At 68.0% G+C, this 14,679-nt stretch carries 15 protein-coding genes; 6 read left to right on the top strand and 9 right to left on the bottom strand.

Going from position 1 to position 14,679, the window contains the following annotated elements; all coding sequences use genetic code 11:
- Nucleotide 1: 1 nt before the first annotated feature.
- Both LXM88_RS34780 and LXM88_RS34775 read right to left on the bottom strand, forming a co-directional pair.
- On the bottom strand, nucleotides 2-424 hold the full coding sequence (locus tag LXM88_RS34780) for a YciI family protein (protein ID WP_262544007.1): 423 nt from the start codon (nucleotides 422-424) through the stop codon (nucleotides 2-4).
- A gap of 125 nt (nucleotides 425-549) precedes the next feature.
- On the bottom strand, nucleotides 550-903 hold the full coding sequence (locus LXM88_RS34775) for a YciI family protein (RefSeq protein ID WP_034185206.1): 354 nt from the start codon (nucleotides 901-903) through the stop codon (nucleotides 550-552).
- Between the two features lie 207 nt (nucleotides 904-1,110).
- On the opposite strand from LXM88_RS34775, the gene LXM88_RS34770 reads away from it, so the two are divergent.
- The 4 genes from LXM88_RS34770 (at nucleotide 1,111) to LXM88_RS34755 (ending at nucleotide 5,560) form a co-directional block, all read left to right on the top strand.
- Nucleotides 1,111-2,958: an ExeM/NucH family extracellular endonuclease gene (locus LXM88_RS34770; protein ID WP_262544006.1), complete on the top strand. Its 1,848-nt coding sequence runs from the start codon at nucleotides 1,111-1,113 to the stop codon at nucleotides 2,956-2,958.
- Between the two features lie 275 nt (nucleotides 2,959-3,233).
- A complete protein-coding gene (locus LXM88_RS34765; protein WP_262547074.1) occupies nucleotides 3,234-3,620 on the top strand; it encodes a DUF883 family protein in 387 nt (128 codons plus the stop codon).
- A gap of 64 nt (nucleotides 3,621-3,684) precedes the next feature.
- Nucleotides 3,685-4,269, top strand: coding sequence for a BPSL1445 family SYLF domain-containing lipoprotein (locus LXM88_RS34760; protein WP_262544005.1), 585 nt, complete (start codon nucleotides 3,685-3,687; stop codon nucleotides 4,267-4,269).
- Nucleotides 4,270-4,504: 235 nt separating this feature from the next.
- Nucleotides 4,505-5,560, top strand: a complete 1,056-nt coding sequence (locus LXM88_RS34755) for an AI-2E family transporter (RefSeq protein ID WP_262544004.1) — start codon at nucleotides 4,505-4,507, stop codon at nucleotides 5,558-5,560.
- A 64-nt stretch (nucleotides 5,561-5,624) separates the two neighbouring features.
- Here LXM88_RS34755 and LXM88_RS34750 read toward each other — a convergent pair whose 3' ends face one another.
- The 6 genes from LXM88_RS34750 to LXM88_RS34725 all read right to left on the bottom strand — a co-directional run bounded on the left by LXM88_RS34750 (nucleotide 5,625) and on the right by LXM88_RS34725 (nucleotide 11,649).
- On the bottom strand, nucleotides 5,625-6,143 hold the full coding sequence (locus LXM88_RS34750; RefSeq protein ID WP_262544003.1) for a thioesterase: 519 nt from the start codon (nucleotides 6,141-6,143) through the stop codon (nucleotides 5,625-5,627).
- A gap of 208 nt (nucleotides 6,144-6,351) precedes the next feature.
- Nucleotides 6,352-7,368 (bottom strand): NADP-dependent oxidoreductase, encoded by a 1,017-nt coding sequence (locus LXM88_RS34745; RefSeq protein WP_262544002.1) that lies wholly within the window; start codon nucleotides 7,366-7,368, stop codon nucleotides 6,352-6,354.
- A 37-nt stretch (nucleotides 7,369-7,405) separates the two neighbouring features.
- Nucleotides 7,406-8,194, bottom strand: a complete 789-nt coding sequence (locus LXM88_RS34740) for an SDR family oxidoreductase (RefSeq protein WP_262544001.1) — start codon at nucleotides 8,192-8,194, stop codon at nucleotides 7,406-7,408.
- Between the two features lie 451 nt (nucleotides 8,195-8,645).
- Complete coding sequence (locus LXM88_RS34735; RefSeq protein WP_262544000.1) at nucleotides 8,646-9,236, bottom strand: phosphatase PAP2 family protein; 591 nt, start codon at nucleotides 9,234-9,236, stop codon at nucleotides 8,646-8,648.
- An 83-nt stretch (nucleotides 9,237-9,319) separates the two neighbouring features.
- Nucleotides 9,320-10,636 (bottom strand): Nramp family divalent metal transporter, encoded by a 1,317-nt coding sequence (locus LXM88_RS34730; RefSeq protein WP_262543999.1) that lies wholly within the window; start codon nucleotides 10,634-10,636, stop codon nucleotides 9,320-9,322.
- On the bottom strand, nucleotides 10,585-11,649 hold the full coding sequence (locus LXM88_RS34725) for a helix-turn-helix domain-containing protein (RefSeq protein ID WP_262543998.1): 1,065 nt from the start codon (nucleotides 11,647-11,649) through the stop codon (nucleotides 10,585-10,587). The genes LXM88_RS34730 and LXM88_RS34725 overlap by 52 nt, the downstream gene beginning before the upstream one ends.
- Before the next feature lie 487 nt (nucleotides 11,650-12,136).
- Between LXM88_RS34725 and LXM88_RS34720 the strand changes: the two genes are divergently transcribed.
- A complete protein-coding gene (locus tag LXM88_RS34720) occupies nucleotides 12,137-13,060 on the top strand; it encodes a LysR family transcriptional regulator (RefSeq protein ID WP_262543997.1) in 924 nt (307 codons plus the stop codon).
- Nucleotides 13,061-13,157: 97 nt separating this feature from the next.
- Nucleotides 13,158-13,559 (top strand): OsmC family protein, encoded by a 402-nt coding sequence (locus tag LXM88_RS34715; protein ID WP_175917638.1) that lies wholly within the window; start codon nucleotides 13,158-13,160, stop codon nucleotides 13,557-13,559.
- Between the two features lie 132 nt (nucleotides 13,560-13,691).
- Here the strand turns inward: LXM88_RS34715 and LXM88_RS34710 are convergent, their stop codons facing one another.
- Nucleotides 13,692-14,573 (bottom strand): Dyp-type peroxidase, encoded by an 882-nt coding sequence (locus LXM88_RS34710; RefSeq protein ID WP_262543996.1) that lies wholly within the window; start codon nucleotides 14,571-14,573, stop codon nucleotides 13,692-13,694.
- Between the last annotated feature and the right edge of the window lie 106 nt (nucleotides 14,574-14,679).

Genomic DNA, 14,679 nt, shown 5'->3' with positions numbered 1-14,679 from the left:
TTCAGGCAGCGTTGCCGCGGCCGACGTGGAGTTCGCGGAACCGCTCGACCGCGTCGCTCGGCGTGAGGTCGTCGAGCTCGAACAGCGGCCGCACCTCGATCTCGCAATCCATCTCGGCGCCGAACGGCGCGGGGAACCGGCGCGTCCATTCGAGCGCCTCGTCGCGCGAACGCACCTGGATCAGCGTATAGCCGGCGATCAGTTCCTTCGTTTCGGCGAACGGGCCGTCGACCACCGTGCCCTTGCCGCCCGCGTAGCGCACGCGCCAGCCGCGCGCACTCGGCCGCAGGCCGTTCGCATCGAGCAGCACGCCTGCATTGGCCAGTTCCTCGTGATAGACGGTCATGGCCTCGACCAGCCGGTTGTCCGGCAACGCGTCGGATTCGCTGACGGCGTTGGCCCGGATCATGATCATGAATCGCATCGTTCACTCCTTGTCGTCGGTGGAAAGCGGCGCCCGTTCATCGGCGCCTTATCCGGACGACGGGCGGAACACGGCCGGATCGACACGCGCCACGACGAATCAGGGTAAATACCGAGCCGAAGCCTTCACAGGAAGCACGGGCCGACCGCGCGTACCTCGACCGTGCACCACTGCGCGGCCGGGCACTGGCGAGCGATCTCGATCGCTTCCTCGCGCGTGTCGACGTCGACGAGGAAGAAGCCACCGACCATCTCCTTCGCCTCCGCGAACGGACCGTCGAGCAGGCGCGTTTCGCCGTCGCGAACCTGCACGCGCGTACCGCGCTCGGAGCGCTCCAGCGACTCGACGCCGCGCAGCACGCCACGTGCCTTCAGCGTCTCGGCGAAATCGACCATCCGCGCGTAAAGTGCCTGGCCTTCGTCGAGCGTGCGTTCGGCACGCTGGTCGGTCGGTTCGACAATCAACAGCATGTAAGACATGGACTTCTCCTGTGGGGACGGGGTGCGGCAGCGTTCGCCGCGCGATCGGCGTGCGACACCCGATGCGAAAGCGTAACAGCCGCGGCAGGGCCTGCCTGCGTCGCTAGCCATCCGGCACTGGCCGGACGGCCAATTCGGCCGCTTCCCGACATTTTGCCGTCAAGATGCGTTCCCGAACTGTCGGATTTTCTTCCTGTGGACCGTCCCATGTCACGCCTGCTTCCGTCGCTTGCCGTTGCACTATCGCTCGCCCTCTCCTTCCGGCCGACCGCGGCTGCGCTGCCGGTCAGCGCCGGCTGCGGCGGCGCAACCACGGCGATTGCCGACCTCCGCAGCGCCCATGGCCCGTCGCCGCTGGCCGGACAAACGACGTCGATCGAAGCGGTCGTCACCGCGGCGTTCGCCGGCGCCGACGGCCTCGGCGGTTTCTTCGTCCAGCAGGCCGACGCGCAGCGGCGGCATCGGCCGGGCGTGCCGGAAGGCGTGTTCGTGTATGCGCCGAAGGCGCGCGCGAACGCCGGCGATCTCGTGCATCTCACGGGCCGGGTCGACGACCGATACGGCCGCACGCAGTTCGTGCTGTCGGGCGGCATCGCCGTCTGCGCGCGCGGGCAGACGGTCACGCCGGCGACGCTCACGCTACCGGTCGCCACACCGGCCGTGCTGGCCGCGCACGAAGGCATGCGGGTGCGCCTGCCGCAAACGCTGACGGTCAGCGATACCCACGAACTCGGCCGCTACGGCAGCGTCGTGCTCAGCAACGGCCGGCTGCGCATCCCGACCCATGTCGCGCCGCCGGCCGAAGCCGCTGCACATGCGGCGGCCAACGCGCGCAACCGCATCGTGCTCGACGACGGCTCGAACCGCCGCGATCCCGCAACGGTCCGTTATCCGCCGCCCGCGTTGAGCGCCGCCAACACGCTGCGCGCGGGCTACACGGTGCGCGGCGTCGAAGGCGTGCTCGAACTGCGCTACGACACGTGGCGACTGCAACCGGCAACCGACGCGGCGCCGGCGTTCGACGCCGCCGCGAATCCGCGTACCGATGCGCCGGGCCGGCATCCGGACGCCGATGTGCGCGTCGCGTCCTTCAACGTCTTCAACTATTTCAACGGCGACGGCCAGGGCGGCGGATTCGACGCGCCGACCAACCGCGGCGCGAAAACGCACGCCGTGTTCGTGCGGCAGGAAGCGAAGATCGTCGCGGCGTTGCGTGCGCTGCGCGCCGACGTGATCGGGCTGATGGAAATCGAGAACAACGGCCACGGCGACGCGAGCGCCGTGCGGCGTCTCGCTGCGCAACTCGGCGCCGGCTGGCGCGTGGTCGATCCCGGCACCGCGCGACTCGGCCGCGACGCAATCGCGGTCGCGCTGCTGTACGACAGCCGCACGGTCGAGCCGGTCGGACGCGCCGCGACCGTCGCGCTCGGCGGCCGCCACCGCCCGCCGCTCGCGCAGACATTCCGGCGCATCGGCGGCACGCGCACGTTCACGGTCGCGGTCAATCACCTGAAGTCGAAGAACTGCCCGAACGCGACCGGCGCCGACCGCGACCAGGCGGACGGCCAGGGCTGCTGGAATGCGGCACGCACGCAGGCGGCCACACGCATCGCGGACTGGCTCGCCGCGTCGCCGACGGGTGCCGCGGCCGACGGCACGCTGCTGATCGGCGACCTGAACAGCTATGCGAAGGAAGATCCGATCCGTGCGCTCGAATCGCGCGGTTATGCGAACCTGGTTGCCCGCTTCGTCGGCGATGCTGCGTACAGCTACGTATTTCGCGGCGAGGCCGGCAACCTCGATCACGCGCTTGCCACGCCGACGCTCGCCGCACGCGTGAAGGCCGTGCACCTGTGGCACATCAACGCGGACGAACCGGTCGCACTGCAAGCCGTGCCCGATTACAAATCGCACGCGCAACGGTCGTCCTATTACGCACCCGACGCCTATCGCTCGTCGGACCACGATCCTGTCATCGTCGATGTCGCGCTTGACGATGGCGGCCCGCGGCGTGGCTCGGGCACAAACCGTGCTTCGCCAAACGGCGTCGACTAGTGCATTGGCATCAACGCGAGGCCTGCAACGGCACTATTTACCTGATGCCGCAGGCGACGCCATATTTACCGAGCATTCACTTCGTACCGCTGTCCGATTCCCCCGATCGCGAATTTTTTTCAACCGCCGCGCCGCCCCGTGCGACGGGGCTTCGCGGCAATCCTGCCGACGAATTGAAAATTTGCGTCGAAACTCAAACGGATCAAGTGAATCACATTAATTGCAGGATTCGTCTTATCTTCAAAATAACCTTGAATCGAAGGAGGATAAACACCATGGCGCTCACCGACTCGATCGAACACAAGCTGGACCGCGGCCTGTCCGACATCCGTCGCACCGGCCGGCGCGTGGGACGCACGGCACGCTCGGCCGCCCGTGACCTGCATGCCGATGTCACCGACGATCTGCGCGGTCTGGTCGACGAACTGGAAGACCTGCTGAAAAACGACGGCGACGGCGACATCGCCGCGCTGCGCAAGCGCGTGCAATCCCGGCTCGATGAAGCGCGCAGCACGCTCGACTACGCGTCGGGCAGCGCGGCCGCGCGGCTGCGCGATTCGGCCGAACGCGTGTCGCAGGCCGTGCACGACAACCCGTGGCAAACCGCCGGTGTCGTCGCAGGCCTCGCGTTCGTTGCGGGCCTGCTCCTTGCCCGCCGTTGAACGGGGCTGCCCGCACCGCCGCCCGCCCCGTCCGCCCTCAATCAGACAACGAAGGAGAACCGCCATGCAGAAGTCTCTCGCCATGAAAGCCGCCGCCGCCGTGATGCTCGGCAGCCTCGCGCTCGCCGGCTGCACGACCACGCCCGACAAACCCGAAAGCGCGTCGACCAGCGCGTCGAAGCGACAGTCGATCGACGCGAGCGTGAACGCAACGCTGTCGCGCCTCTATTCGACGGTGCCGGGTTCGCGTGAGCTCGTCGCGAAATCGCGCGGCGTGCTCGTGTTCCCGAACGTGCTGCAGGCCGGCTTCATCGTCGGCGGCCAGTCCGGCAACGGCGCGCTGCGCGTCGGCGGCAGCACCGTCGGCTACTACAACACGTCGTCGCTGTCGGTCGGCCTGCAGGCCGGCGCGCAATCGAAGGCGATCGTGTTCCTGTTCATGACGCAGGATTCGCTCGACTCGTTCCGCAAGTCCGACGGCTGGGCCGCCGGCGCCGACGCATCGGTCGCGGTCGTGAAGGTCGGCGCGAACGGCGCGGTCGACACCACCACGGCCACCGCGCCGGTCGAGGTGCTGGTCCTGACCAACGCGGGCCTGATGGGCGACCTGTCGGTGAACGGCACCAAGGTCACGAAGCTCGATATCTGACGATGCGGCACGCGGCCTTGCGCCGCGCTCGCTTCCCGGCAGCGCCGCGGCCCCGGCCGCGGCGTTTTCGCATGGGTCGCGCGCAGCGGCTATGATGGCGGCACCTTTGCGGGCATACTCCGGTTGGGCCGCCCGGCGGCGTGTTTCGCCGCGAACCCGTGACGTTCGCGAGCCGATCGCGCCCGGAGCAACGAGATTCAATCAAACCAAGCATCAATCTGCGCGAATGCCACCCATGGATAGCGGACACCACGATCACCAAAAATTCTTCTATTTCCTGCTGTTCGCGGTCACCGTCGGCATGTGCGGGATTCTCGCGCCGTTCTCCGGAGCCGTGTTCTGGGGCACCATTCTCGCGATCCTGTTCCAGCCGGTGCAGCGCTGGCTCGCCGCGCGCTTCGGCAAGCGGCGCAACCTGGCCGCGCTCGTGACGATGACGCTGATCATCCTGATCGTGATCCTGCCGCTCGTGTTCGTCGCCGGCACGCTCGTACAGGAAATCGCCTACGTCTACCAGGAAATCAAGACCGCGCAGCCGAACTATTCGCAGTACTTCCAGGAGATCATCCACGCGCTGCCGGCCTCGATCCAGCGCCTGCTCGCGAAATACGGGCTGACCAACATCCCCGGCATCCAGAAGAAGCTGACCGACGGCGCCGCGCAGATCAGCCAGTTCGCCGCGGCCCAGGCGTTCAGCATCGGCCAGAACACGTTCCAGTTCATCGTCAGCTTCGGCGTGATGCTGTACATGGTGTTCTTCCTGCTGCGCGACGGCGGCGAGATCGGCCGCCGCGTGCGCCGCGCGCTGCCGCTCGACGAGGAGCACAAGATCCTGCTGCTCGCGAAGTTCACGACGGTCGTGCGCGCGACCGTGAAAGGCAACATCGCGGTCGCGCTCGTGCAGGGTGCGCTCGGCGGGCTGATCTTCTGGATCCTCGGCATCCAGGGCGTCGTGCTGTGGGGCGCGCTGATGGCGTTCCTGTCGCTGCTGCCCGCGATCGGCGCGAGCCTCGTGTGGATCCCGGCTGCGCTCTACTTCCTGGCGACCGGCGAAATCTGGAAATGCGTGATCCTCGTCGCGTTCTGCGTCGGCGTGATCGGCCTCGTCGACAACCTGCTGCGCCCGATCCTCGTCGGCAAGGACACGAAGATGCCCGACTGGGTCGTGCTGATCTCGACGCTCGGCGGGATGGCGTTGTTCGGCATCAACGGCTTCGTGATCGGGCCGCTCGTCGCCGCGCTGTTCATGGCGAGCTGGGACATCTACGCGCGCGCCGAACAGGGCGAATGACGCCGCGCGGCCGCGTGCCACGCACCCGGCCGCCACCGCTCCATCCGCCTGCACAAGCCATCCGTCACGGATGGCGAATCCTGATCACGACGGGCGCCACGGCGCCCGTCGCTTCATCCGCCGCGACGGTCATCACGCCGCCATACGGGCCCACGCGATGAACGCGGCCCGATACCAGCGGCTCGCTTCGATCGTCGTGCGCATCGCGCCACGTTGCGCGCACCCCCGAATCGGCATCCGGCGCAAACGACGCACCGTCGGGCCCGACCAGTGCCACATGAGCACCCGGCAAACGCCGGCCATGCGCATCGAACCGGAGCGTCGCCGCGGCCCCGCTGCCCGCTGCATCCCGTCCCTCGACAACCGCACCCGACGGCGCGTCGAACGTCACGTCGTAGAGATCGACGAGCGCGCCGGTAAACCGCACGACGCCGTCCGACGCGGCCTGCCCGGCCGCCACCGCACTCGACATCGCCAGCACGACGCCCAGCCCGATCGCCATCATCCGCACGGCACCAGCACACCGCACCGTTCGATTGCGCATCGCTGCTGCCGATACCGCCCGCTTCGCGGTGTTCCGCATGTTCCCTCTCCTCGGCCGCGTGACCAGAAAAAAAGGCGGCGTGACACGTCGGTCACGCCGCCTGTTCGCTGGCAATCACTTTAGGGAGAGAGGCCGGGACAATATATGGGACAAGTCCTAAATTGAAGCCCGGTCGATCGAATTCACCACGTTCGACAACCTCTCGCGGCAACCCGCGACCGATCTCGCGCGTCGCGCCGCAAGCCGGTCACGCGTCCGGATCGACGCGCAGCACGAGCTTGCCGCGATGGTCGCCGTCGAACAGGCGATTCAGCACGTCGGGCGCGTTTTCGAGACCGTCGGCAACCGTCTCCTCGGCCTTGAGCCGGCCGTCGCGCAGCCAGCCCGCGAGCGTCTGCACGGCTTCGCGGCTCTTGCGGTAATCGAGGATCAGGAAGCCGCGCATCGTCAGCCGCTTCGAGATCAGCACGCCGACGTCGTCGGCCGCGCGGCCGCTGTTGTAGTTCGAGATCACGCCGCACAGCGCGACGCGCCCGCCGATCACCATCCGCGACAACACCGCGCGCATCACCTCGCCGCCGACATTCTCGAAGTTCACGTGCACGCCGTCCGGCGTCGCCGCCTTCAGTTGCTGACGGAAATCGTCGGCCTTGTAGTCGACGGCCGCGTCGAAGCCGAGCGTCTCGGTCAGGTAGCGGCACTTGTCCGCGCCGCCCGCGATGCCGACCACGCGTGCGCCGTGGATCTTGCCGATCTGCCCGGCGATCGAGCCGACCGAACCGGCCGCCGCCGACACGACGAGCGTCTCGCCGGGCTGCACCGGAGCGATGTCGGTCAGCCCGTAATACGCGGTCAGTCCGCTCATCCCGCACGCGCCGAGCAGCGTCGGCAGCGGCAGGCCCGACTGCGCGGGCAGCTTCACGAGCTGCGCGACCTGGTCGGCCGGTACGACCGCGTAGTCCTGCCAGCCGACGAGCCCCTGCACGAGATCGCCTTCCGCGAAACCCGCATGGCGCGACGCAACCACGCGCCCGATGCCGAGCGCGCGCATCACCTCGCCGATCGCGACGGGCGGCAGGTACTGCGGCACATCGCTCATCCACACGCGGTTGGTCGGGTCCATCGACAGGTACAGCACGCGCACGAGCACCTCGCCGTCCGCGAGCGCCGGTACCGGCGTCTCGACGAGCGAAAAGTGTTCGCGGCCGACCCGCCCTTCCGGGCGCGTCTTCAGCAGCAGCTGGCGGTTCACGGGTGTCGACACGATGTTCTCCTCCGGTAGTTGTTCTGCGGGATGCGCATCAGACCGCGCACATGCCGCCGTCGATCACGAGTTCGGCGGCCGTCACGAAGCGGCTCTCGTCGGATGCGAGATACACGGCCGCATGCGCGACGTCGTCCGGCTCGCCGAGCCGGCGCAGCGGAATGCCGCGCGCGAGCTTGCGCGTCGCGTCGCGTTCGCCGAGCGTCTGGAACAGCGGCTCGACGATCCCCGTGCGGATGAATGCCGGGTGAATCGAGTTGCAGCGCACGTCGATCTCGCGGCGAGCGCAGTCGATCGCGACCGATTTCGTCAGCGACGCGACCGCCGCCTTCGACGCGTTGTACGCGGTGAAATCCGGCTCGACCTTGAACGCGGCGACCGACGAGATGTTGATGATCGACGCGGGATGGCTCTCGGCCAGATAGGACAGCGCATGCTTGCAGCCGAGCACGATGCTCTCGACGTTGATCGCCATCACGCGCCGCCATTCGTCCAGCTCGATTTGCGCGGGCGAACCGATCGAGCCGACGCCCGCATTGTTGACGAGCACCGACAGCCCGCCCATCGCATCGGTCGCTTGCGCAAGCAGCGCCTGCCAGCGCGCCTCGTCGCGCACGTCCTGCGTCGCGGCAAACGCGATCGGTGTCGCGTGGCCCGCGTTGAGTTCCTGCGCGAACGCGTCGAGCACCGCCGCTTCGGCGATGTCGGTCAAGAACACGCGCGCACCCTGCTCGACCATCCGGCGCGCGATCGCGCGGCCGAGGCCGCCCGCCGCGCCCGTGATGTATGCGCACTTGCCGGCGAGGCGCGAAGAAACGACTGTCATGTGACCTGCTCCTATCGTGAATCGTCGTCGCGCAACGCTGCCGCGACGGGTTTTCCGTGCGTGTCGCGCCCGACGCATGCCGGTCGACGGCGCGTCGGCGTCATCAGGCGCCGCACGGTTTCCGCGAGTATATCGAGACGAGCGTGACGCGCGCCGGGCAACCGCCCGCGGTCGAACGACAGCCAGCGTACGCGAATGCCGCCTATCGATGAAATGAATATTCGTTATGCCCGGTCATAGATGCCGCTCATGACATTCGCGCGCCTGCGCCGATGCGCAAAACGGCGCGGCCGATCCTGCGGACCGGCCGGTTCGTTGACTCGGGGGAATGACGCGCGATGCGTTCCGCAACGGGCAGGAAACGATCGGGAACAGGAATCGTGCAACCGCCGGGCGCTCGCCGGCGACAATACGGCGGCACCGGAGGCCGGGCCGCCTCAACCGGCAACCGTCAGAATCCGTCGCCCGACGGCGCGCGCACGAACGCGCAGAGTTGCGGCGAATGCGTATCGATCATCTGCTGGAACGGCGCACGGTTCCCGTACGCGATACCCGACACGAGCAGCAGGCAGGCAGCTGCAATGCGCGGCGAGAACGCGCGCTGGCGCACGCCGTCGTAGCCGCGCAGGAACACCAGCGCGACCAGCGCGCCGAGCATCCAGCCGACGACGACTTCCGGAATCGTGTGCGAGTGATCGAACACGCGCGCCACCGCCGTGACCGCGCCGACGGCCAGCCCGGCGGCGACGCCGGGCGCCTTGCCCGGCCGGAACGCCTGCCACAGCATCGACAGCGCGACCGTCCAGACGGACGTCGACAGCATCGTATGGCCGCTGATCACGCGGAAATCGAATCGGGGGATCTCGATGCCGCACCCGGCATACAGGATCTTGGTTGCGCCGACGAGGCCCATGCCGGCAGCCAGCAGCACGACCCAGCGTACGGCGACGCGCCAGTCGGTCAGCGCCAGCCACGCCGCGCAGGTCAGCGCGATCGGCAAGGTCAGCGCGGCATCGCCGATGTTGCTGATTTCACTCCACATAACGAACTTCGGACGGCTATCGAAAGGCCGCAGTTTACCGCATGCGCGCAGCGCACCTGCATGTCAGCCTGTGACAGGCTGTATCAGCCCGCGACACCGGTAATCAGCAGCAGGTTCGTGCCGGTGATGACGACGAACAGCGCCCACGCGGCAACCTGCATCCTGCGGCCGATCGCGTGCTCGCCCATCGTGTTGCGATCGCTGACCGACCGGATCAGCGGCCACATCGCGAACGGCAGCTGCAGGCTCAGCAGCACCTGGCTCCAGACGAGCAGTTGCCCGACCGACCCGTCGCCGAGCCACAGCACGCCGATCAGCGCCGGCACGAGCGCGAGCCCGCGCGTGATCAGCCTGCGCTGGTAGCACGGGATCTTCGTGTGCAGGAAGCCGTCCATGATCACCTGGCCGGCGATCGTGCCGGTCAGCGTCGAGCTTTGCCCCGACGCCAGCAGTGCGATGCCGAACAGCAGCGCGGCCGCGCCGCCCGCGATCGGCGTAATCAGCTTGTAGGCCTGCTCGATGTCGGCCACGTTGTGCTGGCCCGTCGCGTGAAACGCCGCGCCCGCGACGATCAGGATCGCCGCATTGACGAGCATCGCGACGAACAGCGACACGCAGGTATCGATGCGCACCAGCGCGAGCGTGTCGCGAACCACGCCGCGCGCGCCGCCGACGACGTGCCGCGTCTGCACGACCGACGAATGCAGATACAGGTTGTGCGGCATGATCGTCGCACCGACGATGCCGAGCGCGAGCACGATCGCGTCCTTGCGGTCGTGGCCCGGATCGCCGGGCACGAGCCCGCCGACCACCGCGTGCCAGTCGGGCGGCGTGATAGCGACCTGCGCGACGAAGCAGAATGCCATCGTCGCGATCAGCCCGAGCACGATCGCCTCGATCTGCCGGAACCCCTTGCCCTGCAGGCCGAGCACGATCACCGTGTCGAGCGCGGTCAGCACGATCCCCCACGCGAGCGGCACGCCGAGCAGCAGCTTGAACGCAAGCGCGCAGCCGAGGACTTCCGCGATGTCGCACGCGATGATCGACACTTCTGCGGTGACCCACTGCACGATGCGGCCGAACCGGCCGTAGCGGTCGTAGCTGGCCTGCGCGAGATCCTTGCCGGCGACGAGGCCGAGCCGCGCCGCGAGCATCTGCAGGAAGATCGCCGCAAGGCTCGAGAACGCGACGACCCACAGCAGCGAATAGCCGAACTGCGAGCCGGCCTGGATGTCGGTCGCCCAGTTGCCGGGATCCATGTAGCCGATCGCGACGAGCAGGCCGGGGCCGAAGAAGCGCTTGAGCTTCTGCCAGCGCGGCGCGCCGGCGTCGATCGTGATGCTGCCCTTTACTTCCGACGGGCAGAAAGGGGCGGTGGCGGTAGTGGGGAGGAATGGCATGGAAACCGGGAATCGAGATCGCGACAGGACGATTCTACGGGTATCCGCCCCGTTTTCTCCCGCGCGTCGGCGCACGTGCCGTAACCTCCCCCGTCATCCTCGCAAAACGCGGCTGCCGGCCCATCGTCCGCATCGATCGACGCAGTGCCGTGGCCGAGGATCTTTTCCCGCTCGGCGGCGCGAAATTCGGTCGGCGACATCAGCAGGCGCTGGCGAAACAGCTTCGCGAGCCGCTCGCCGCTGCCGAACCCCGTGCGGCGCGCGACCTTGTCGGCCGGCAGCGTCGTGTGGACCAGCATGTGGCACGCGCGCTCGAGCCGCACGTGCTGGACGAACTCGGTCGGCGTCACGCCGATCTCCTTCGTGAAGCGCCGCAGGAAATTGCGCTCGCTCATCGCGGCGGTCTGCGCAGCGTTCGCGATCGAGATGCGGTTCACGCTCTGCGCGCGCAGCCGCTGCGCCGACATCCGGATCGACGGGCTCGCGCTCAGTTCGCGAAACGCCCACATCGACTGCGCATAGCGCTGCTCGACCGGCCGCATCATGTTGCTGGCGATCTCCTGTGCGGCGTTGTCGCCGAGATCGACGCGGAACATGTCGAGCGCGGCGGCGAACACATCGGTCTCGCCCGCCTGCAGTTCGACCGGCGCGGCGGTACGGCGCCCGGCCCGGCCGGGCCGCACGCCGATCGCCTCCGACGGCCGCTGCGTGGCCGCGAGCGACGGCAGGTCCATCGCGTCGACGATCCAGCGTGCGTGCCGGCGAATGTCGGTCAGGCGACGCTGCAATGCAGCGTCCCAGTTGACGGCCGCGCGATCGCCATGAAGATGAAAGAACGCGAGCGCACGGCGGCCGTGCTCGTCGCCGAGCGGATCGGCCGCGATGCTCACGCCGGACGACGACTGCAACAGCCCCCCGCTTTCGGATACGTACTTCAACTGGTAATCCGCACTGAACGCATGCAGGCGATTCGCCAGGTTGAAAGCCTCGCCGAGACGCGCGGCCTGGGCCAACGAAAACCCCGTACTCAAATAGATAACGACCCACCTCTGATCTGCTGCATTCACTTGCCAAGCCCCCGACTTGTTTCGACTTCTTTTAATACCGTCGAACTGTCAGGCTTATATTTGGTTTGAATGCGTGCGACAGGACGGCTATCTCGAAATATGAAGCGACGGCATCTTAGCCGAACGGGTAGCGCCTTTGGCGCGAAATGGCCGACGCGGACAGCATGATGGCGGATTACTACAGACTGTCGCGGGCCGTTGGTATGCCGACACGGAATCGTGCCTGTCGATGCAGCCGATCATTGCGGCCGTCGTGCGTCACGATGTGCGCGTTTCGTCGCGTTGCACATCGGGCCAAGCTGCGGTCGCGTATCGGTCCGAACCGCGTCGACATGCATCGAACGCCGCCGATCGCCGCGCACGAAAACCCGCGTATCCGTTGCCTGCGCATCCTTTAGAATCTGTCCACCGTTCACCACGCCGCCCGCGCCCCGTGCCCGCCGATCACCGTCTCGACCTGAACCTGTTTCGCGTGCTCGACGCCGTCTACGTGCACGGCGGCATCGGTGCGGCCGCCCGCGCGCTGCATCTCACGCAGCCTGCGGTCACGCACGCGCTCAACCGGCTGCGTGCGCATTTCGACGATCCGCTGTTCGTGCGCCAGGGCAACCGCGTCGTGCCGACCGAACGTACGCGGTCGATCATCGCGGACGTGCAGTTGCACCTGAAGGGCCTGCAAGGCACCGCGCGCGATCCGTCGGCATTCGATCCCGCGACACTCGACCTGAGCATCGCGGTGGGCATTCGCGACGTGCTCGAATCGATCGCGCTGCCGCGAATCGTCGCCGCGTTCGCCAACGAAGCACCGGGCCTGCGGCTCGTGAGCCGTCGCATCGCGGTGCCCGACATCGAGCGCGAACTCGCGTCGGGCAATCTCGATCTCGCCGTCGACCGTCGCGTGCAGACGGGCCCGCGCATCGCCACCGAACACCTGCTCGACGATTCGCTCGTCGTCGCGCTGCGCCGCGATCATCCGCTCGCGCGCGACCCGCTGCGACGCGGCGACTATTTCGCGGCGCGGCATATCGCGGTGTCGTCGTTCGGCGAACCGCAATCGCTCGACGTATTGCTCGGCAACGACGGGCGCATCCGCGATATCCGGCTCACCTGCCAGCACTATTTCGCCGCATGCCAGATCGCCGCGACCGGCGACCTGCTGGTCACGCTGCCGCACACCTATGCGCTGCGGATGGCCGCGCTGCTGCCGATCGTCGTGCGGCCGCTGCCGCTTCGGCTCAAGCCGTTCCCGCTGCTCGCGTACTGGCACGAATCGCGCGACACCGACCGCGCGCACCAGTGGGTGCGCGAACGCATCGCCGCACTCGTGCGCAGCAGCGCCGGCGTCGCCGACGCGTAGGCACGCTACGTACGCCGTTCCGAGCGAAACGGTATGCTGGCGGCTTTGCGCTGTCACGCAGCGCCCTGCTCCATCTTCCGCTTACCGGAGACTTGCCATGTCGCTCATCCATGCCGCCGCCGTCCTCGATGCCGACGCGCCCGATTACGTCGTCCAGCTGCAGGCCGGCACGCACGCGCTGACCGGCGACGAAGCACCGCGCGAAGGCGGCCAGGATCGCGGGCCGGCGCCATACGAGTTCGTGCTTGCCGGTCTCGCGCAATGCACGGCCGCGACGTTGCGCATGTACATGCAGCGCAAGTCGTGGCCGGCCGCGCGCATCGACGTGCGCACCGAACTGCATGCCGATCGCGAAGGCGTGCAATACGTGCGCCGCGTCGTGACGCTCGACGGCCCGCTCGACGATGCACAACGCCAGCGCCTCGCGGAAATCTGCGAGAAGACGCCGGTGACGCAGTTCATCAAGCGCGGTACGCGAATCGAGACGACGTTGAACTGACGCGCGCGGCGGGTGGTGCACGGCGAGTGGCGCACGGCCAGCGGCGAGCAACACACGTTCGCCGCCTGAAAGACAAAACGGGCGGGCCGCGCACGATGCGCGGCCCGCCCGTCCATCGAATTCAGCGAGCGCTTACAGTCCGAGCGCGGACAGGTCCAGCTTGCCGCCCTTCATCGGCGGGCACCAGAAATACGCACCGGTCAGCGGCCGCGTGAAGCGGAACAGGCCGTCGACGATCCCGTCCTCCGCGCCGCTCATGCGGCGCATCTGCACGTCGAACGCGCGGAACGAGCAGCCGAACGCAACGAAGTAGAGGCCCGCGCGGCGCGCATCCGACCACGGCGACGAACGGCGCAGCATGAACGCCTCCGGCTCGAAGCTTTCCTGCGCGGTACGCTTCACGTGCGCGAACTCGGGTGCGTCGTCGAGTTCCTCGTTGTCCGAGCGGCGACGCCCGATGATGTTGTCCATGTCGCCCGACGGAATGCGCTCCATCTGGTCGAAGTCGTGCAGCCACTGCTGCACCGCGACGAAGCTCGAACCGTCGAGCCCCGCGCCCTGCCCCGTCACGATCGCCGCCGCGAGCGCGTCGTCGCCGGTCGGGTTCTCGGTGCCGTCCTCGTAGCCGGACAGGTCGCGATCGTTCGAATAACGAAAGCCGTCGACGGCGTCCTGCAGCGCGAACGCCGGCGCCAGCGCGCGTTCGATCGCCCGCGCGCGCAGCACGATCTCGCCGCGATCGTCGGCGCGCAGCCAGACCCACACGTCGGCCGGCGTCGCCGGCAGCGTGCGGTCCTTCACCGCGAACGCCGGATAGTCGGTCAGGCCCGGAACCGGGCGCCCGACGTGCGCCGCCAGCGCCTGTCCGAAACCGACGACCGTGTCGCGTCCGTCGACGATCTCGCGCAGCGCGGCCAGCGCCGCCGCCACATTGCCGTCATTCGAAATCGTGAAAGTGAGGTATCGGGCCGCCGTGTCGATCGGAGCCAGGATGCCTTGCTGAACGTCGCTCATCGTTTCCTCAGGTGTGTATCGGGGTAAATCTGCGAGGGCCGCATCGGCCAGCCGCTCGTTGTGCCGGGCCGCGCCGGAACGCACGCACCGTGGCGTGCCGCGGACG

This window comes from Burkholderia sp. S-53 (genome assembly GCF_025560745.1).
Lineage (GTDB): Bacteria > Pseudomonadota > Gammaproteobacteria > Burkholderiales > Burkholderiaceae > Burkholderia > Burkholderia pyrrocinia.
The sequence above is the reverse complement of the archived record's forward strand: the minus strand, read 5'-3'. Positions and strand labels throughout refer to the sequence as shown.